At 67.3% G+C, this 19,375-nt stretch carries 14 protein-coding genes; 2 read left to right on the forward strand and 12 right to left on the reverse strand.

Annotated features, from left to right (window positions below; all coding sequences use genetic code 11):
* Positions 1–185 precede the first annotated feature (185 nt).
* Entirely contained in the window at positions 186–668 is a 483-nt protein-coding gene (locus ABRP17_RS08870; RefSeq protein ID WP_349985429.1) for a hypothetical protein, read from the forward strand.
* A gap of 43 nt (positions 669–711) precedes the next feature.
* On the opposite strand, the gene ABRP17_RS08875 is transcribed toward ABRP17_RS08870, so the two are convergent.
* The 9 genes from ABRP17_RS08875 to ABRP17_RS08915 are packed head-to-tail and all read right to left on the reverse strand — an operon-like array spanning position 712 to position 13,072.
* On the reverse strand, positions 712–2,529 hold the full coding sequence (locus ABRP17_RS08875; protein ID WP_349985430.1) for a hypothetical protein: 1,818 nt from the start codon (positions 2,527–2,529) through the stop codon (positions 712–714).
* Entirely contained in the window at positions 2,526–4,691 is a 2,166-nt protein-coding gene (locus tag ABRP17_RS08880) for a hypothetical protein (protein ID WP_349985431.1), read from the reverse strand. The genes ABRP17_RS08875 and ABRP17_RS08880 overlap by 4 nt, the downstream gene beginning before the upstream one ends.
* Positions 4,688–5,809, reverse strand: coding sequence for a BatA domain-containing protein (locus ABRP17_RS08885; RefSeq protein ID WP_349985432.1), 1,122 nt, complete (start codon positions 5,807–5,809; stop codon positions 4,688–4,690). The genes ABRP17_RS08880 and ABRP17_RS08885 overlap by 4 nt, the downstream gene beginning before the upstream one ends.
* The gene (locus tag ABRP17_RS08890) at positions 5,806–6,702 is read right to left on the reverse strand and encodes a DUF58 domain-containing protein (protein WP_349985433.1); all 897 of its coding nucleotides are present in this window, start codon (positions 6,700–6,702) and stop codon (positions 5,806–5,808) included. Before ABRP17_RS08890 ends, ABRP17_RS08885 begins: the two co-directional genes overlap by 4 nt.
* 7 nt (positions 6,703–6,709) lie before the next feature.
* Complete coding sequence (locus ABRP17_RS08895) at positions 6,710–7,693, reverse strand: MoxR family ATPase (protein WP_349985434.1); 984 nt, start codon at positions 7,691–7,693, stop codon at positions 6,710–6,712.
* Between the two features lie 16 nt (positions 7,694–7,709).
* Positions 7,710–8,417: a DUF4159 domain-containing protein gene (locus ABRP17_RS08900; protein WP_192095552.1), complete on the reverse strand. Its 708-nt coding sequence runs from the start codon at positions 8,415–8,417 to the stop codon at positions 7,710–7,712.
* A complete protein-coding gene (locus ABRP17_RS08905) occupies positions 8,417–9,751 on the reverse strand; it encodes a TldD/PmbA family protein (RefSeq protein ID WP_192082805.1) in 1,335 nt (444 codons plus the stop codon). The genes ABRP17_RS08900 and ABRP17_RS08905 overlap by 1 nt, the downstream gene beginning before the upstream one ends.
* Before the next feature lie 21 nt (positions 9,752–9,772).
* Complete coding sequence (locus ABRP17_RS08910) at positions 9,773–11,407, reverse strand: TldD/PmbA family protein (RefSeq protein WP_192082804.1); 1,635 nt, start codon at positions 11,405–11,407, stop codon at positions 9,773–9,775.
* 33 nt (positions 11,408–11,440) lie between these two features.
* Entirely contained in the window at positions 11,441–13,072 is a 1,632-nt protein-coding gene (locus tag ABRP17_RS08915) for a metallopeptidase TldD-related protein (protein ID WP_192082818.1), read from the reverse strand.
* A gap of 124 nt (positions 13,073–13,196) precedes the next feature.
* Between ABRP17_RS08915 and ABRP17_RS08920 the strand changes: the two genes are divergently transcribed.
* The gene (locus ABRP17_RS08920; RefSeq protein WP_349985435.1) at positions 13,197–13,814 is read left to right on the forward strand and encodes a DUF938 domain-containing protein; all 618 of its coding nucleotides are present in this window, start codon (positions 13,197–13,199) and stop codon (positions 13,812–13,814) included.
* Here the strand turns inward: ABRP17_RS08920 and ABRP17_RS08925 are convergent, their stop codons facing one another.
* The 3 genes from ABRP17_RS08925 to ABRP17_RS08935 all read right to left on the reverse strand — a co-directional run bounded on the left by ABRP17_RS08925 (position 13,815) and on the right by ABRP17_RS08935 (position 19,286).
* Positions 13,815–15,140, reverse strand: coding sequence for a type II toxin-antitoxin system HipA family toxin (locus ABRP17_RS08925; RefSeq protein ID WP_192095559.1), 1,326 nt, complete (start codon positions 15,138–15,140; stop codon positions 13,815–13,817).
* Between the two features lie 2 nt (positions 15,141–15,142).
* Positions 15,143–15,358 (reverse strand): helix-turn-helix transcriptional regulator, encoded by a 216-nt coding sequence (locus tag ABRP17_RS08930; protein WP_249405709.1) that lies wholly within the window; start codon positions 15,356–15,358, stop codon positions 15,143–15,145.
* Positions 15,359–15,596: 238 nt separating this feature from the next.
* Entirely contained in the window at positions 15,597–19,286 is a 3,690-nt protein-coding gene (locus ABRP17_RS08935; RefSeq protein WP_349985436.1) for an indolepyruvate ferredoxin oxidoreductase family protein, read from the reverse strand.
* Between the last annotated feature and the right edge of the window lie 89 nt (positions 19,287–19,375).

Consider the following 19,375-nt stretch of genomic DNA (forward strand, 5'->3'; position numbering starts at 1 on the left):
GCGTGTGAGACACCGTGACGGAAGGGCGTGAACCATTCAGTGCAGTGCGACCCGATACGCCGTGCAGCGCGCCGGCCACGCGCACGCGCACCAACGAAATCTGAAGCCCCATGACCGTATCCTCGCCCGTTGGACACAGGCGGCACGGGGGGAGGGCGGTGGCACGACGTGCAACGCAGGGCGCAATGCTGGCGGTCTTGCTGCTGGCAGGGGGCGCGCAGGCGCAGCAGGCCGCACCGGCGGCCGCGTCCGTGCCTGTGGAGGATCCCGTGACGGTGCCGGGCGCTGTCGAACGTGTCGGCGGGTCGGCCGCACAGAACGATGTCACCACCTTGGGTGAAGTGCGCGCGCTCCGGCCTGATGACGAGCAGCCACTGGACCTGTATCGCTTCAAGAACCCGATGCGCGCGGAGGACAACCGCTTCAGCCGTAACTGGAGCGAGCCGCCGTCGCCCGAGCAGGTCAGCATGAGCGGTGGCTACCTGATGATGGGTGTGGTCAAAGGGGTGGCCGCAGCGGCGAAGGGCTTGAACAAGATCACCGGCGGGCCGGACCAGATCCAGTCGGCCATTGCCCGGCCGCCGCCGGAACTGAGCGCTGAGCAGCAACGGCGAGCGCTGCAGTTCTGCGCGCAGCAGGAAGGGTGCGGCGCACCGCCACAGGAATAGGCAGTGTCCGTCGTGCCTTCACCATGAGGCGACCGGAGCGCGCTTACGCCGAAGGGGCCGGCCGTCGTTCCAACCACCACAGCAGCGACGTACAGGCGACGAACGCGAGCCACCACGGCCAGCGCGGCCCCGGCACGCGTTGGCTGGCCTGCACCGGCGTCGCTTCGGTCGTGGCCAGCCGGTGCGCAGTGGCATCCATCACCGCCTGTCGATGCAGCGCACGGGCCTGATCCGGATCGAACACATAGCGCCAGTGCGTGCGATCGCCGTGCTGCAGCCGCTGCCAACCGGGCTGCCGTGGCCACCAGCCCGCACAGCGCGCGTCGCCCGTCGCCGGATCAACCCGCAGCGGCACCGCCACACCCTCGCGGGTCAGCGACTGCAAGGGAGCCTGCACGCCGCACAGCGGCTGGCGCTCACCGGCCCACGCCAATGCCTGGGGCGACCACAGGCTTTCACTGCCGGCCTGCGCACGGGCGAGCGTGGCCATTACCGTGCTCCACACCTCACCGTGGCGATCATCGCGACCGGCCAGCACCCAACGCCAGCTGTCGGTGATCGGCAGCATCCCGATGCGGCCCTTGCCGACAGCGAGCCAACCGCCGATGGCCTTGCCCTGATGGTCCTGCAGCAACGCGTGACTGCCAGGTACCTGTAGCGCCAGAGACTCCAGCACCGGCAGCGCCGCCGTGTGGGATTCGCGGTCCGCCTCTTCGCCATCACGGGTGGGCAGGGTACCGGCGGCGACGGGGCCGCGGCGCGCCTGCCGCATGGTCGCATCCCCATCGCCGGGCAGCGTCGCCGACCGGCTGGTGGCATCGCCGCGCACGGGCAGACCCAGCTCACCCAAACGTTGGCGCGCGCTGGCCGACGGCGCGCCGGTACTGCGTACCAGCACGCCCAGCCCATCGCGCAACGCCGCCCGCACCGCGGCCAGCTGAGGCGCGCCCAGCGCAGCCAGGCTGCGTTCGTCGAGCAACAGCACGTCGCTGCGCGCCAGCGTGGCCGCGTCCAGTGCCACGCTGCCATCGCCCAGGCTGACGCCCGCACCGGCGTCCGCCTGCATCTGCACCTGGATGCCGGCGTCGGTCGCCCAGCGCCGCAGGTACTTCAGTTCGGCGCCGGGCGCGCCGGCCCGCACCAGCAGCCGCAGCGGTGCCGCGGCCAGCGTCTGCTGCGGCACTGGAACGGTGTCGGCCACATGGCCCTGCGCATCGAGCAGGCGCAGCTGGAACACGCTTCGACCCTCGGCGCGGGCAACGCCGCTGAGCTGCACGCGGCCATCCGCTGGCAGCGAGGCGCGATCCACCACGGCACCGGCCGGATCCAGCAGTTCGGCCCGCGCGGCGGCAACGCCGTGTGCCCGTGCCTGCAGCTCGAAGCGCGCGCCGGGGCTGGTGTCGGCGGGAGGCTGCAGCGACACCCACCCCGTAGGGGCAGGCGCGGCCTGCCAGCGCGTGTCGGCAGGCAGCACGGTGTCGCGGTCACGTGCGGCCAGGCCCGCACCGACCAGGGTCATGCGGGAAGAAGGATGCAGGCGCAGCGCGGTGGCCAGATCAGGAACGCGCGCTGCACCGGCCACGTCACCGGCTTCCGGCAGCACCACGTGCGTGCCGCCGGTAGGCAGTGCGCCGGCGCTGCCAGCGTCTGCACCGATCACGACCAGCCCCCTCATGGGCACGCGCTGCGTCGGGGGCAGCAGGCAGGCGTACAACAGGCCTGCAGCCAGCACCTGCAGCGCAATGACGGCGATCTGGCGGCCGCGGCGGGCCGCGGGACGGCGCAGCTGACGCACGCTGGCGACCAGCACGATCAGCGCCAGCGCGACAGCGACCCAGGTGTTCAACGCGGATGCACTCATCGCTGCGCCTCCAATGCATCCAGGTAACGCTGGCCCATCGCATCGGCGGCGTTGCGCCGTGTCACCTGGGGTAGCGGACGTTGCACCGCGCGCCACAACTGCGCACGCAGGCGCTGCCGGCATGCGTCACAGCCCGGTTCGATGCGCAGCTGTTCAATGGCAGCGGCCAAGTCAAGGGCGTCGGGCAGGAAGGCGCTGTTGCGCTGCTGCCACGCCGCCAGTGCATCCAGATCCGGCGTCTGGTCGCCGTCGCCAAGTCGCTGCCAGGCCTCCACCACCACCGGATCCGGTGGCGTGCGCGCGGTCAGCGGCAACGCCCGGCTGGCCAGCCCTGCGCGATCACCGCCCAGCCGCCGGCCCTCGTCGATCGGCGGCAGTTCCGGGCCGACGCGGGCCAGGTAGATGCGCTCGGCCTGCTGCACCTGCTTGATGAAACCGAGTGCCTTGTAGGCATGTGGCAGGGCCTGCTCGGGGCGGCCTTGGCGCAGCTCGCCCTCGGACGACCACATCTGGTCAAGCGCTGCCTTCAGCGTGGCGCGGGTCTGCGGGTCCAGCAGGGTCGCCGCTTCCGCATGGTCGTGGGTATGGCCGTACTCGGACAATACGTCGGTGGCACTGCCGAACACGGGCGGCGCTTGCGGTACGGCCGCGGCACCGCCGTGATCATGGCCATGATCGTCATCAGCGCCGGCCTGGGTGTCGTGATCGTGCGCGTGATCGTCGTCGTGTGTGTCCGCAGCGGGCACATCGCTGGTGGGCAGGTCGCTGGTTGGCGGGGCCTTCGGCGCGCCCTCGCTTTCCTCGCCGAGGAACTGGCCGTAACGCATGCGCAGGATGCGCTGGTCCACGCCGATGGCATCGCTGCGCGTCATGAAGCCGTCCGCGGCCAGGCGGCGCCGCTCACGGATCAATGCTTCGGCATCGATGATGATCTGCCGCTGGCTGCGGAAGTAGGCCGGCAGCGTCTTCTTGATGCGACCCTCAAGTTCGGCACCGCGCACGGCTTCGGTGCTGGGCAGGCGCAGGATCACACTGTTGCTGCGACCGATCTGCGGCGACGGTGCGTGGTTGTCGCGCACTTCCAGTTGGGCGATCACATCGTTGCCCGGCTGTGCGCCGAGGGCCGCCAGGTCGAGGGTGTGGGCAAAGCGCCGGGCCGTAGGTTCGCCCGTGCCGGTCAGCGCCACGCTGCGCCGGGCGAAGGTGATGTTCTCGCCACTGCCTTCGGTGGTGGTGATCGACAGCGTCGCCCGCGCGGCGACGCCGTGGTCGTCGCTGGCCTCGAAGCGCAGCGTCCACTGGCGCTGCCCAGGCGTGCCCAGCACCAGGCTGGAAGGCGGATCGATCACCCGCACCGTGGGCGCGCGGTCGGCGACCACGTCGAGTCGATGCAGGCGGGCGTCGGCCAGTGCGGGTTCGCTGACTATCCGGTACAGCACCGGCGTGCGGGCAACGTCCTGTGCCTGCCACTGTCCTTCGTGCTCGCGCAGCGGTAGGCGGCGGCCATCATGGAACTGCAGCCACGCGGTGCGCGGCGCCCGGTCGAAGCGTACGGACCAGGACAGGCGACTGTCGGCGGCGACCTTGGCATCGAGCGCGTTCTGCGTGCGCGCAGGTTGGCCGGTATAGGCGGGCGCTTCGATGCGCAGGCGGGTGGACTGCAGGCGCAGCGGGCCTGCTGTGGTGGGGGGCGCCTGCGTGGCAGGGGTCGCCACCGGTGACGGTCCCGCGTGTGGCCAGCCCAACGCGAGCAGGGCCGTGGCGCCGCCGCCGATCACGCACAGTGCGATGGCAGCGCGCGGCCAGCGTGGGCGCAGCTCAGGCACGGCGCGTTCAAGCGTGGCCAGCACATGCGCGCGCTGGCGCCGCTGCAGGGGATTGAGCGCGGTTTCGTCGGCGAACAGCAGGTCGGCGCTGTCCTCGCTGGCACCGCTGCCGTCGAGCTGGCGCTGCAGCCAGCGTCTGTCCAGACGGCGCGCGCGGGTAATGGCCACGCCCGCGGTGACCAGCAATGCGACCGTTGCGATCACGCAGGCGATATCGAACCCGGCCACGCGCAGCGCCAGCGCGGTGGCCGCCGCGGCCCAAGGCAGGCCAAGCGACAGGGTAATGACCACGCGGCGCCGACGCGCGCGCTGCCAGGCCTGTTGCAGCGTCTTCATGCGGGTCGCCTCCGTCGCGCACTGCTGGCCATCCAGCGCTCCAGTGCGAACAGCAGCAGGATCACCAGCATCAACCAGGGGGCAAGTTCGCGCGCCGGCGGCACGGTCGGGGGCAGGGACGCGCGCTGTGGCGCCTGGTCCAGCGCATCGCCCAGGCGGGGCGACGCAGGCGGCTGCAAGGCCTGCAGCAGCTGACGTGGAAGGTGATCGTCGCGCAGCGCCAGGGTGCGGCCCGCGTCCCATTCCCCGGGCAGATACAGCACGTGGCCGCGACCCGAGCGCTGCTCCCACAGCAGCGGCGCGCCCTGTGCATCGCGGAGCAGCAGGCGGGCGCCTGCCGGGGGGGCGGCATGTGACAGGATGCTGCCCCCTTGGTCCACCCAGGCCTGCCATGTGGTGGGCAATGGGTCGGCACTGCTCCATACCCCGGTTTCACCAGGCTCCGGCAGCGCGTCAGCGGATAGCGGTGCTGCCAACGGCTGCGCCCCCCACGCGCGCTGCAGGGCCGTCAGCCAGTGTTGCGCCGCTGCGGGTGCATCGCTTTTGACGCGCAATCGAGGCGGCGCCGGAACCGCTTGCGATGTACGAGTGGCCAGCGGCTGCGGACGCCACTGCACCGGGCGCGACAGCTGCAGGCGCGCCCCGTCGAGGCCAGGCAACGGGTCGGGCACATACACGGTCAGGGCTGTGCCGGTCGGCAGTTGGGCGTCGAGTTCGCGCAGCAGGCTGGGCAGCGAGGCATCGCCTGGCGGCGCTGGCTGTCCGATAGGGGGGAATCCGGGCGCCAGCCAGTGCCAGTTGCGCGGGTCTTCCGTGCTGCGCAGGGCGGCTGCATCCAGTCCGGGCGCAACGACGGTCCACGCGGCCGGCGCAGGTTCTGGCCCGGTCAGCGCCGGTCGCGCCAGCAGCAGGGCGAGCGCGGCCAGCAGTAACAGGCGCACCACCAGCAGGGGCCAGTCATCGAAGCGGATACGTTGGCGCGGGCGAATCCGTGCGCGCAGCCAGCGCAGTGCGGCAAAATCCACCGGCGTGTAGGGATGGCGGCGGGCGAGGTGGATCAGCAGCGGCAGCAGCCAGGCCGCGACCGCCAGCAGGCCGAGTGGGAACAGCAGGCTCACGCGGTAATCCCGCGGCCGAACAACGCCTGCAGAGGCTGGTCGAGCGGCTGGTCAAGCCAACTGGTGGCGGATGCGATGCCCCCTGCCTGCAAGCGGGACTGCAGGGCAGTGCGCGCTTCGGCGAAGCGCTGCAGGTAGTCGCTGCGGATCGCGGCACCATCACCCCGCACTTCCTCGCCGGTCTCCGGGTCGCGGAAGCGATGTCCGGCGTCGAACGGAAAGTCGCGTTCGTCGGCGGTCAGCACCTGCAACAGCACCACGTCGCGGCGCGCACGGGCCAACTGCTCCAGCAACACGACACCGGTCTCGTCGAAGCCATCGCCGATGCACAGCAGCAGGTCGCCGGGACGAACGCGTTCCCACAACGGCCGCAACCGTTCCGCGGCAGGCCATCCCCCGCGCGCGCGCAGGGCCTGCAGCTGCAGATACACGCGATCGCGCTGGCGCGCGCCGTGGCCGGCGGGAACCAGTTGCAGGCCCTCACCGTCGATGGCCAGCAGGCCGAAACGATCGCCTTGCTGCAGCGCCAGCTCGACCACGCACGCGGCCAGCAGGCGCATGTGATCCAGGCGGCTGCGGCCGGGATCGACACGGTCGGTCTGGCCGGCCGAGGCCGTGGTATCGAGCAGCAACCAGACCGTGATCGGACTTTCGCGTTCGGACTCGCGCACGAAGAAGCGGTCCGAGCGCGCGTACAGCTTCCAATCGACCTGGCGCAGTTCATCGCCGGGTTCATAGGCACGGTACTGCGCGAATTCCAGGCCCGCGCCGCGGCTGCGGCTGGCATGCTGTCCGATCCCGCTCATGCCGCTGGCCAGCCGCGGCCGCAGGCGCAGCGCACGCAGGCGCGCACGCAGGTCCGGTGGCAGCAGCAGGGGCAAGCCGGTGCTCAAGCGCGGGTCAACCGGGGAATGGAACGGCCTGCAGCAGCGCGGCGACCACGTCGTCGGCACGCTTCTGCTCGGCCTCGGCGGCGAAGGACAGCACCAGCCGATGTCGCATCACCGGCGCAGCCAGTGCGAGTACGTCTTCGCGGGTGGCGGCAAAGCGCCCCTGCAACAGGGCGCGCGCTTTCGCGGCCAGTACCAGCGATTGCCCAGCGCGCGGTCCCGCACCCCATTTCACCCACTGGTTGATGGCGGCCGGCGCATCATCGCCCGGTCGGCTTGCGCGCACCAGGCGGGTGATCCAGGCAAGCACGTCGGCGCTGACATGCACCTGCCGCACGGCCGCCTGCAGGGCGAGCACTGCCTCGGCATCCATCACTTTCGGTACGCCGGCGGTGGCGCCGCCAGTGGTCTGTTCCAGGATCTGCCGTTCTTCGTCTTCGCTGGGATATTCAACCAGGACGTGCAGCAGGAAACGGTCCAGTTGTGCCTCTGGCAGGGGATACGTGCCGGCCTGTTCAATCGGGTTCTGCGTGGCCAGCACGAAGAAGGGCTGCGGCAATGTGTACGTGGTGCCGGCATAGCTGACGGTGCGTTCCTGCATGGCTTCCAGCAGGGCGGCCTGGGTTTTCGGCGGCGTGCGGTTGAGCTCGTCGGCCAGCAGCAGGTTGGTGAAGATCGGCCCTTGCTGGAAGCGGAAATGGCGGTGGCCGGTGCCGTGGTCTTCTTCCAGCAGTTCGGTGCCCAGGATGTCACTGGGCATCAGGTCAGGGGTGAACTGCACGCGCCGGAACTGCAGCTCCAGGGCGTGGCCAAGCGAGCGCACCAGCAGGGTCTTGCCCAGTCCGGGCGCGCCTTCCAGCAGGCAATGCCCGCCCGCCAGCAGGCCGATCAGCAGTTGCTCCACTACGGTGTGCTGGCCGACCACGGCGTGGGCCAGCGCGCTGCGCAGCTCATGCAGGCGCGGCAGCAGGGAATCGAGGTCGGGGGTGCTCATGGGAATGCCTGTCCTATCAATGGTTCAACGCGTACATCACGATGTTGACGCCGAAGCGGGTGTTGTCTTCGGCCAGGAAGCGTTTGTTGCGCCAGTCATAGTCCCACTCGCAGCCGTAATCCTTGTTGCTGTAAAGCAGGCCCAGCCGACCGTCCACCTCGATGCCCTTCAGGTAGTCGTGCACCAGGTCGTCGCCCCAGCCGTTGAGCTCGAAGCTGGTGGCCGGTGGACCCTCCGGAAACTGAAAGAAACTGCGATAGAGCGCATGGGTGTTGGGCAGCTTCTTCAGGGCCTTCGGCCCGAACAGCCGCGCCATCTGCGCCTCGAACGAGGTGGCGAACAGACCGTCGATATCGTGGTTGCAGTCATCGACGAACACGAAGCCGCCGTTGCGGACATAGCGCACGAAGTTCTGCCGCTCGGCGGCGTTGAACTCGACCAGCGTGTGGCCGGCGAGGTAGCAGAACGGTGCCTCCAGCATGCGCGGATCGGCAAGCGCGACCACGCGTTCCTGCGGGTCCACCCGCAGCGAGGTGTAATCGATCAACGAGGTGATCAGGTTGGATGGCATGCGTGCATCCACGTCCCAGTCGCCGGAGTCGTACTGCAGGCGGGTGAACCAGAAGTCGTAGCGTGAACTGCGCGGGCCTGCCTGCGCCCATGCCGGGACCGCTGCCGCAGAAGCGGCGGCGGCGAACCAGCGCAGGCAGGCCCGGCGATCCATCAGACTGCGTCGGACAACGAGGTGAACGTGAAGTCGCGCAGGCGCATCGGCGGGATCATCATCACGAAGCTGGACTCATCACCGGCCACGCGCACCGGCTTGCCCAGCTCGTCGATGTTGTTGAGCATGATCACCGGCGACTCGTTGAAGCGGAAGTTCTTCACCGGGTGCTTGATCTGCCCGTTCTCGATGTAGAACGTGCCATCGCGGGTCAGGCCGGTCAGCAGCACGGTCTGTGGATCGACCATGCGGATGTACCACGTACGGGTGACCAGGATGCCCTTCTGGGTGCCGCGCACCAGGTCGGCGGTGCTCTTGTCGCCACCGCTCATCAACAGGTTGCCCGGCCGCGCGTTGGCGGTCTTGCCCTGCTTCTGCGCCCAGAAACGCGAATAGTCCAGGCTGGCGATCTTGCCGTTCTCGATGATCGCGACCTTCTCGCGCGGCATCCCGCTTTCGTCCCACGGCAGTACCGGCGCTTCCGGGTGCCACGGGTCGGCATGCAGGCTCACCCGCGAATCGTAGACCTGCTCGCCCAGCTTGTTGCCGCCGCCCTTCTTGGACAGGAAGCTGCGGCCTTCGTCTGCAGTGCGTGCGTCGAAGAACCGCATCATGAAGCTGATCAGGCCAGCCGCTGCGGCCGGTTCCAGGATCACCGTGTACTTGCCCGGTTCCAGCGCCTTGGCTTCAGCCGATTCGGTGGCCTTGCGCATGGCGATGCGCACGTCCTGGTCGGCCTTGAAGTCCGCTGCGTCCTTCAGGTTGCGGCCGACCCAGCCCGAACCACGGCCGTCTTCGGTGCGCACCGTGCAGGTGTAGTCGAAGTTGCTGGTGCGCTGGTAGCCGAAGTTGCCCTTGCTGTTGGCGGTGGCGGTGAAGCCATGGCCATCTTCGAGGAAGCCGGCGGCGATCACCCCGGCCTGGCGGCAGGGCAGTATGGAATCGGCGGCGACCTTGGCCCGGAACGCCGGATCGATCGCACCGGTGGATTCACTGAAGGTTGGCGTCGGGCGGTATTCCTGCTTGCCGATGGCCGGGATGAACTCCGGGTTCTCCGGCGCCAGGCGGGCCAGGTCTTCGGCTCGGCGGACCACGCGCTCCAGCGCGGCGTCGTCGAACTCGTTGATGGAGGCAGTGCCGACGCGCTTGCCGAACGCCACTTCGACGGCCAGCGACGCATCGCTGACGATGCCGCTGGTGGAGATGTTGTTCAAGGCGAAGCGGATGTTGCCGTTGATGGATCCGGCCAGGGTGGCCGTGCACTCATCGGCCTTGGACAGGGCGATGACCTTGTCGAGGATGGCCTTGGCCTGCTGTTCGGTGAAGATGCTCATGGGTATCGGGCTCCAGACCGGTCAGCCGAGGCTGCGTGCGGTGTTGATGACGTTGATGCCATTGAAACGGGCAGTGGACGAACCGTGCGAAACCGCCGAGACCTGGCCCGGCTGGCCCTTGCCGTCGAAGAACGAGCCGCCCAGGCGGTAGTCGCGCTCATCGGCAACGGCGGTGCAGGCGTTCCAGAACTCCGGCGTGCGGATCTGATACGCCACGTCCTCCAGCATCCCGGTGATCTTGCCGTTCTTGATCTCGTAATACAGCTGGCCACCGAACTGGGCGTTGTAGCGCTGCTGGTCGATCGAGAACGAGCCGTCACCGATGATGTAGATGCCGTTCTCCACGTCCTTGATCAGTTCATCGACGCTGAGCGGCTTCTTGCCCGGCGCCATGGACACATTGGCCATGCGCTGGAACTGCACGCTGGACCACGAATCGGCGTAGCAGCAGCCATCGGACTCGGTCTTGCCAAGGATGTGGGCCTGGTCGCGGATGGTCTGGTAGTCCACCAGCTTGCCGTCGCTGATCAGGTCCCACCGCTTGCACTTCACGCCTTCGTCGTCGTACGCCACGGCGCCCAGGCTGCCTTCCTGTGTCTTGTCGGCGAAGATGTTGACCAGCTCGCTGCCGTACTGGAACTTCTGCTCGCGCTTGTCCAGGGTGGCGAAGCTGGTGCCGGCGTAGTTGGCCTCGTAGCCGAGCACGCGGTCAAGCTCCAGCGGATGGCCGACCGATTCGTGGATGGTCAGCCAGGTATGCGACGGATCCAGGACCAGATCGTACTTGCCCGGCTTCACCGAAGGCGCCTTCAGCTTCTCGCGGGCCTGCTTCGCCGCGGCGATCGCATCTTCCTTCATGTCATACGAGCTGGAGTAGTTGACCACGCCGTTGGGCGTCATGACCTTGCCCGCCGCGGCACCGTCCAGGTACTCGTAGCCCATGCCCATTGGCGAGGACAGCCCTTCGCGGGTGCGGAACTTGCCGCTTTCCTTGTCGATGGCGGTGATGGTCATCGGCACCCAGATGCGGTGCACGTCCTGATCGATGTACGACCCATCGGTGGAGGCGAAATACTTCTGCTCGTTGACCAGGAACATCATCGAATTGACGAAGCTGGCACCGGCGTTGATGGCGGCCGCATTGACGTCCAGCAACAGGTCGACCTTGTCCTTGATCGGCACGTCCATGGCGTTGCGACGGATCGGCGTGCGCCAGCTCACCTCGCCCACGCCAGGCGCCGCAGCGAGCTGCACCGGGGCGGTCTGGATGCCCGCATTGGCACGGGCGATGCCCGCGGCCTGCTGCGCGGCCTTGGCGATATCGGCAACGGCCAACTGATTGGTCGCCGCGAAGCCCCAGGCCCCGTTCACCAGCACACGGATGCCGACGCCGGTGGATTCGGTGTTGACGACGTTCTGCACCTTGTCTTCGCGGGTGATCACGAACTGCCGCAGGTAGCGACCGATGCGCACGTCGCAGTAGGTGGCGCCGGCACTGCGCGCCGCCTGCAGGGCAACATCGGCCAGGCGCTTCTTCAGCGCCGGGTCGAGCACGGTCTGCAGTTGTTCGGCGGCGATGGCCTTGCCGAAGAAGGAGGGCACCAGCAGGCCACCCGCGGTAAGCCCGGTGAGGGCGAGGAAGTCACGTCGTTGCAAGGCTGCTCTCCACGTATGGATGTTGGACAGGACTCATGCGCCGAGACTGCGCGCGGTGTTGATGATGTTGATGCCGTTGAAGCGGGTGGTGGACGAACCGTGGGAGACCGCCGACACCTGCGACGGCTGGCCCTTGCCGTCGAAGAACGAGCCGCCGAGGCGGAAGTCGCGTTCATCGCAGATCGCCGTGCAGGCGTTCCAGAACTCCGGCGTGCGTATCTGGTACGCCGCATCTTCGACCATGCCGGTGATGCGGCCCTCTTTGATCTGATAGCACAACTGGGCGCCGAACTGGGCGTTGTAGCGTTGCTGGTCGATGGAATACGAGCCGCGGCCATGGAAGTACAGGCCGTTCTCCACGTCCTTGACCATGTCGGCCACGCTCAGCGGTGCCTTGCCCGGTGCCAGTGACACGTTGGCCATGCGCTGGAACTGCACGCTGGACCAGGAATCGGCGTAGCTGCAGCCGTGGGAGGCCTCGCGTCCCAGGATATGGGCTTCATCGCGGGTGGCCTGGTAGTCGACAAGGATGCCGTCGCGGACCAGGTCCCAGCGCTGTGTCTTGACCCCTTCATCGTCGTAGGCCACGGCGCCAAGGCTGCCCGGCTGTGTCTTGTCGGCAAAGAAGGTGACGATGTCGCTGCCCCAGCGGAAGCCGGCGTCACGCTTGTCCAGCGTGGCGAAGCTGGTGCCGGCGTAGTTCGCTTCGTAGCCGAGCACGCGGTCCAGCTCCAGCGGGTGGCCGACATTCTCGTGGATGGTCAGGAACAAGTTGGACGGATCCAGCACGACATCGTATTTGCCGGCCTTCACTGAGGGCGCGGTGAGCTTCTCGCGGGCCTGGCGCGCCGCGGCCAAGGCGTCTTCGCGTGCGTCGTAGGACTGCCCGTAGCCGACCACGCCGCCGGGCAGTTCGAAACGCCCGCTGCGGTCGCCGTCCAGGAACTCGTAGCCCATGCCCATCGGCGCGGACAGCCCGTTGCGGGTGCGGAATTTGCCGCTGGCCTTGTCCACGGCGGTGGCGGTGAAGGGCAGCCAGATGCGGTGCACGTCCTGGTCGATCCACGACCCATCGCTGGAGGCGAAGTACTTCTGCTCGTTGACCAGGAACAGCGTCGAATTGAAATAGTCGGCCCCGGCGCCCAGCGCGGCGTCGTTGATGTCCAGCAGCAGGCCGACCTTGTCCTGCACCGGCACGGCCATGGCGTTCTTCTTCAGCGGCGTGCGCCAGCTGACCTCGCCGACGCCCGGGGTGGCCGCCAGCTGGACGCGGCGTGTCTGCACGCGCGCATTCGCACGCGCGATGGCCACCGCCTGCGCGACGGCCTGCACGACCTGCTCGGGCGTGCGTTGGTGAGTGGCCGCAAAGCCCCATGCACCGTCGACGATCACGCGGATGCCGACGCCGGCCGATTCGCTGTTGGTGACGTTCTCGACGGTGCGCTCGCGGGTGATGATGCCCTGGCTCAGGTAGCGGCCGATGCGCACGTCGCAGTAGCTGGCACCGGCCTGGCGTGCTGCCTGCAGCGCCGCGTCGGCCAGGCGCTTGCCCATGACCGGGTCGCCCGGCTCCAGCAGCTGCTCGGCGGCGATCACGCGGCCATGCGGCAGCATCAGGCCGGCCAGGCCGGCACCGGTGAAGGCCAGGAAATCACGACGTCGCACTGCCACCACCCCACGTGCACTCAGTTGACACCCGACTTTCGCCAGCGGCATGCAATGACGCAAGTGACTGCAGTCATGGTCGTGTCACAGGCACAATGGCGTTCTGCCACTTTCGTCACGAACCATGACCGAAAAACCCTTCTCCCTCGCCTGTGAACGAAACCGCGATCCGATCGCGGCCGCGCTGGATGCGTTCATGGCCGATCGCCGCCACGTGCTGGAGATCGGCAGTGGCACGGGACAGCACGCTGCGTACTTCGCCCAGCGCTGGCCGTGGCTGCAGTGGCAGCCCAGCGACCACCCCGACCATCTGCGAGGCATCGCGGCGTGGCGGGCCGAGGCGGCGCTGCCCAATCTGCAGGCACCGTTCGCGCTGCAGGCCGAGCTGCCACCGTCGCCGCCGCTGGCCGTGCCTGCCGGAATCCCGCGTTTCGATACGGCGTTCAGCGCCAATACCCTGCACATCATGGGATGGGACCACGTACAGGCGCTGTTCGCGGGTTTGCCCGCGCTGCTGCAGCCCGGTGCCTTGCTGGCGGTGTACGGTCCGTTCAATTACGGCGGCGCGTACACCAGTGACAGCAACGCCCAGTTCGATGGCTGGCTGAAGGCCCGCGATCCGCGCAGTGGCCTACGCGATGCGGAGGCGGTGCAGGCACTGGCGGTGGCGCAGGGCTTTGTTGCGCTGGAAGACTTGGCGATGCCGGCCAACAACCGGCTGCTGGTGTGGCGGCTGGGGTGATCAGGCGTCGGCGGGCATCGCAGCGAGGCGCGCCCCCGCCGCTCGCAACCCGCTGAATATTGCCGTAGACACCGTTTCAGGAAAGCCGGTTGGCAGAGATGCTTCTACCTGCTGGATCACCGGTTCCACCTTCTCCAGCAGTTCCTGTATCCAAGGCTCGGCACCTGCACTGATACCGCAGGCATGTGCGGTTTCATTCCAGTGTCGGCGACGTACCTTGAGCAGGTGGCGATGACGATTTTTGCCCACGACGGCCATGGCCAGTTGAGCTTTGAACGGGTCCAGCTGTTGCGGCCCTCGCCCCATGATGGGATACACCGACAAGACGTCGTAAACGGGTGTCATGCGGAAACGTCCGTCTGCTTCGATGTGGACGCTGAAATTTTTCGCATGCCCGTCGGTTGCCGCCAACATCCAGAAGAGTATCTGGGTCTTGAAGAAAGTAGCCCGGTCATCGGGGCTCTCGGACTGACGGAGCAGGTCCATGATCCGGATTATTCCCGGCCCACCGTCGTTCTCGTACTTTTTTGACGCCGGCAAAGCAAAGACCTGGCAGATGTCCTCCTGAGGCAGGCGGAGCCACCATTTACCCCGCAGGGAGAGCCTACGGTCAAAGCGTTCGACAACAAGTGCGCGCTGATCTTCAAAGCTTTGCATCGAGGTTGACGCGACACGGATGCCGAACGCCGCCAGCAGATGCATGCATAGCCACTCGTTCTCCACCGATTGATGCATGTCGGCTCGCATGTTGCCGACCAGTCCCAGAGGGAGTTTGAAAATGTGGGTACTCGGCGTGCTCGACAGCGGAATGCACCACTTACCCTCATGCCATAGCAGTCCGGTCTTTTCCTGCGCACCGGCAATGGATATGCGGAAATCGTCCGCATCGATCTGTGCCATGCCCGGTATCGGCGACGCCGTGACACCGCGCAGCGTTCTCGCCACGCCTGCCTCATCAAGTGCGCGGAACCGGATCGACTGGACGCCCTGCGGAGGCTGCTCGGGAGGGAGCAGTTGAACGGCGCCTACACAGTCGCGTCCAATAGCCTGCAGCAATTCAAACGTTCCAGTGGAACGGGTAGAGAACCGATCCCGGATACGCGCCCTGATCGCCGCGTTATCGGGCAGGAGATTGTCGAAGTAGTCCGTCACCGCGTCGCCCCGGTGACTCTGACCGGCGGGAAGCAGCGGTAGAGACAAAGAAACTGGACGGGGCATAGGCGATGCCAGCCAGCTCTCCGTGTACGTCAGTTGTGCGGGGGCGGTCGTCCCTTGCTCCCACGTCGCAACTTCCAGACCGTTCATCCAGACTCGCAGTTGACTCATGACTACCACTCCAAGCCAGTGGTGATGCGCTTGTCCGCAACCGAAGCGGCCTCCTGTAGCGAAACCTCAATGCCGAGCAGGGCCCAGACCTTCATCAGGCGCTCGAACGTTGCCGCCTCGGGGGCCTTCTCCAACGCGGTGACCGCCTGACGAGAAATTCCAAGGCGCGCCGCGAGTGCGGCCTGGCTCAGCCCTGCCTTCAGGCGATAGGCGCGCATGAGTGGAGCGAGTTGATGAGGCGTTCGAATAACGCTTGCAGCGGCCATGGAGCGGGTCTCTAGGGCGAGGACCCATGCTAGTCCTCTCGCTCGACCACGGCAACTTATAGGTTGCATAAACCGGCGACTGAAGATCAACTGCTCCTCGCTATGCAAGCTATAAGTTGCACTTCCTAAATGCAACTTATAGGTTGCTTAATTGCCAGCTCAGACGGTCACTACCTGCACCCCACTACCGTCAGGCTACCTGCACGATATGCAGCGCGCGCGGGTTGCGCCACTGCGCCAGCAGGGTCGCTTCGCGGGCCTTGGCGGTGTGCAGGTGCGCTTCCTTGACGTGGCCATAGCCGCGGATGTGTTCCGGGATGCTGGCGATCTCCACCGCCAAGGCAAGCCGATGGTCGTCCAAGCCGTCCAGCAACAATTGCACGGTGGCTTCGTAGTCGCTGATCAGCTGGCGCTCGCCCACCCGTTCGGCGGTGCGGCCGAAGGGATCCAGCCGGCCGCCTCGCAGGAACTTCAGCTTCGCCAGCATGCCGAACGCTTTCAGCATCCACGGACCATATTCTTTCTTGATCAGACGCCCCTGGTCGTCCTTCTTCGCGAACAGCGGCGGCGCCAAGTGGAAGCGCACCTGGTAGTTGCCTTCGAACTGCTGCTGCAGCTGGCGCTGGAAATCGCCACTGGTATACAGCCGCGCCACTTCGTACTCGTCCTTGTAGGCCATCAGCTTGAACAGGTAGCGGGCGACGGTCTCGGTCAGCGCGGTGGAGCCGCCCAGCGTGTCCTGCTCGGCCGTGCGGACGCGCTCGATCAGTGTGCGGTACCGGTCTGCGTAGGCCTGGTCCTGATAATCGACGAGGAACGACGTGCGACGCGCGATCATTTCATCCAGCGAGCGCGACAGGCGGGCATCATCCAGCGGCAGGAAAGCCAACTCCCCACCACCATGCCCTGGCAGGCCGCGCAGTTCACGCTCGTCGCTGCTGTTGCGCGGCGCGGCCGTGGCGCCCCCTTCATTGCCTTCCCACCCTCCCGGCGGCAGCGCATGCAGCGGGCCGGGCGTGTCTTCCGTGTCGGTGTGACGATTGCGCACCAGCCCGGCGGCTTGCTGCACCGCCTGCGGATCGACCACGGCCAGGCGGCCCCAGGCGAAGGCCTGCTGGTTCATTGCCACGGCCGCGCCATTGAGCTCGATGGCGCGCATCAGTGCGTCGAACGACAGAGGCACCAGGCCCTGCTGCCACGCATAGCCAAGGATGAACAGGTTCGCCGCGATGGCGTCGCCCAGCAGTGCGGTCGCCAGCTGCGTGGCATCGAGCAGCAGCGGTTGTTCGCCACCCAGGGCCACGCGCACGCCGGCGATGATGTCGGCGGCGGGGAACTGCATGTCCGGCCGTGTGGTGAAGCCGCCCGGCATCGCTTCGTACGTGTTGAGCACCACCTGGGTGCGGCCAGCGCGCACCTTGGACAGCGCCCAGTAGTCGTTCACCACCACCATGTCGCAGCCCAGCACCAGGTCGGCTTCGCCGGCTGCGATGCGCACGGCATGGATGTCGGTGGGCGCTCGCGCGATGCGGATGTGGGTGGTCACCGCGCCGCCTTTCTGTGCCAGCCCGGTCTGGTCCAGCACGGACGAACCCTTGCCTTCCAGATGGCCGGCCATGCCGAGCAGTGCGCCGATGGTCACCACACCGGTGCCGCCGACACCGGTGATCAGGATGTTCCAGGGTTGCTCCAGCGCGGTTCGCACAGGCGGTGCCGGCAGGTTGTCGAGCAGGGTGGACGCCTCGCGCTTGCTGCCCTTGCGCGGCTTGCCCCCGTGCACGGTGACGAAGCTCGGGCAGAAGCCGGTGGTGCAGGAGTAGTCCTTGTTGCAGTTGGACTGATCGATGTCGCGTTTGCGCCCGAACTCGGTTTCCTTCGGCAGCACCGACACGCAGAAACTCTTCTTTCCGCAGTCGCCGCAGCCTTCGCAGACCAGCGAATTGATCATCACGCGCTTGGGCGGATCGACCAGCTTGCCGCGCTTGCGGCGGCGGCGTTTTTCGGTGGCGCAGGTCTGTTCGTAGATCAGGATGGAGACGCCCTTCACTTCGCGCAGCTGCTTCTGCACCGCGTCCAGCGCACTGCGGTCATGGAACTCCACGCCGGTGGGGAACTGCTCGCGCTGCTTCGTCCATACCTCGATGTTGTCCGACAGCACCACGATGGTCTGGATGCCTTCGGCGCGCATCTGCCGGGCAATGTCCGGCACGCTGAGGGGGCCGTCCACCGGCTGGCCACCGGTCATCGCCACCGCATCGTTGTAGAGGATCTTGTAGGTGATGTTGACGCCGGCCGCCACGGACTGGCGGATCGCCAGCGACCCACTGTGGAAGTAGGTGCCGTCACCCAGATTCTGGAACACGTGCGGCGTGTCGGTGAACGCGGCCTGGCCTGCCCACGTCACGCCTTCGCCGCCCATGTGGGTGAACGTGTCGGTGCTGCGGTCCATCCAGGTGACCATGTAATGGCAACCGATGCCGCCCAGCGCACGCGAGCCTTCGGGCACGGTGGTGGAGGTGTTGTGCGGGCAGCCGGAGCAGTAATGCGGAATGCGCGGGAAGGCCGCGCGCGGCAGCGCCAGCTCCGCTTCCTTTTCGCTCATCCACTGCAGGCGCTGGGTGATCGATTCGTTGTTGAAGAAGCGCTGGATGCGCCGGCCGATCACGCCGGCGATCGTGGCCGGGGTCAGCTCGCCGGTGGACGGCAGGATCCACTCGCCGGCCTCGTCGTACTTGCCGACGATGGACGGACGTGCGCCCCAGCTGGCCGGCCAGTTGAAGAACTGCTCCTTCATCTGGCGCTCGATGAAGGCACGCTTTTCCTCCACCACGATGATGTCTTCCAGGCCCTGTGCGAAGCGCGCGATGCCCTGCGGTTCCAGCGGCCAGGTCATACCGACCTTGTACACGCGGATGCCGATGTCGGCGCACGCCGCTTCATCCAGGCCCAGGTATTCCAACGCCTGCAGGACGTCCAGGTAGCTCTTGCCGGTGGTGACGATGCCCAGCCGCGCGCGCGGTGAATCCAGCACGGTGCGGTCGATGCCGTTGACCCGGGCGAAGGCCTGCGCGGCACTGACCGCGTAGCGGTGCAGGCGCATTTCCTGGTCCAGCGGCGGGTCCGGCCAGCGGATGTTGAGACCGCCTGCCGGCATCTCGAAATCATCCGGCAGCAGGATGCGCCGTGCCAGCGGATTCACTTCCACCGAAGCAGACGACTCCACCGTTTCAGCGATCGTCTTGAAGCCGATCCAGCGCCCGGTATAGCGGCTCATCGCCCAGCCCAGCAGGCCCATGTCCAGGATGTCCTGCACGCCGGCCGGGTTGAGCACCGGCATCATCGCGCTGACGAACTCGTCTTCGCTGCCGTGCGGCAGGGTCGAGCTCCGGCACGCATGGTCGTCGGCGGCCAGTGCGAGCACGCCGCCCAGTCGCGAGGTGCCTGCCGCATTGGCATGCTTGAACACGTCACCGCAGCGGTCCACGCCAGGGCCCTTGCCGTACCACATGCCGAACACGCCCTGCACGTTGGCGCCGGGGAACAGGTTGGTCTGCTGGGTCCCCCAGACCATGGTCGCGCCCAGGTCTTCGTTGAGGCCGGGGGTGAACTTCACCTTGGCCGCTTCCAGAGGCTGGCGTGCGCGCCACAGTTCCAGATCGAAGCCGCCCAGCGGGCTGCCACGGTAGCCGCTGATGAAGCCGGCGCTGTCTATCCCGGCCGCCTCGTCGCGCAGGCGCTGCATCAGGGGCAGGCGCACCAGCGCCTGGACGCCACTCAGGTAGATCCGTCCCTCGCCACGGGTGTATTTGTGGTCGAGCGTGTAATCGCGGTCTAGCAGGTCGGCGGACGCCGGTGAGGTGAGCTGCGCGGTGCTGGTCATGGCTGGCCTGGTTCGGATCGGCTGGCATCGGCGCTGCGGCTGCAGACCCGAAGGGCGCGGATTGTAACAGTGGGGCCGTTGTGGGCCGG

This window comes from Stenotrophomonas sp. WHRI 8082 (assembly GCF_040223995.2).
Lineage (GTDB): Bacteria > Pseudomonadota > Gammaproteobacteria > Xanthomonadales > Xanthomonadaceae > Stenotrophomonas.

Bases quoted from the DNA above. Each gene is read 5' to 3' on its own strand.
- ABRP17_RS08870 (WP_349985429.1), top strand. From the start codon at position 186: ATGCTGGCGGTCTTGCTGCTGGCAGGGGGCGCGCAGGCGCAGCAGGCC.
- ABRP17_RS08875 (WP_349985430.1), bottom strand. From the start codon at position 2,529: ATGAGTGCATCCGCGTTGAACACCTGGGTCGCTGTCGCGCTGGCGCTG.
- ABRP17_RS08880 (WP_349985431.1), bottom strand. From the start codon at position 4,691: ATGAAGACGCTGCAACAGGCCTGGCAGCGCGCGCGTCGGCGCCGCGTG.
- ABRP17_RS08895 (WP_349985434.1), bottom strand. From the start codon at position 7,693: ATGAGCACCCCCGACCTCGATTCCCTGCTGCCGCGCCTGCATGAGCTG.
- ABRP17_RS08900 (WP_192095552.1), bottom strand. From the start codon at position 8,417: ATGGATCGCCGGGCCTGCCTGCGCTGGTTCGCCGCCGCCGCTTCTGCG.
- ABRP17_RS08905 (WP_192082805.1), bottom strand. From the start codon at position 9,751: ATGAGCATCTTCACCGAACAGCAGGCCAAGGCCATCCTCGACAAGGTC.
- ABRP17_RS08920 (WP_349985435.1), top strand. From the start codon at position 13,197: ATGACCGAAAAACCCTTCTCCCTCGCCTGTGAACGAAACCGCGATCCG.
- ABRP17_RS08925 (WP_192095559.1), bottom strand. From the start codon at position 15,140: ATGAGTCAACTGCGAGTCTGGATGAACGGTCTGGAAGTTGCGACGTGG.
- ABRP17_RS08930 (WP_249405709.1), bottom strand. From the start codon at position 15,358: ATGCGCGCCTATCGCCTGAAGGCAGGGCTGAGCCAGGCCGCACTCGCG.
- ABRP17_RS08935 (WP_349985436.1), bottom strand. From the start codon at position 19,286: ATGACCAGCACCGCGCAGCTCACCTCACCGGCGTCCGCCGACCTGCTA.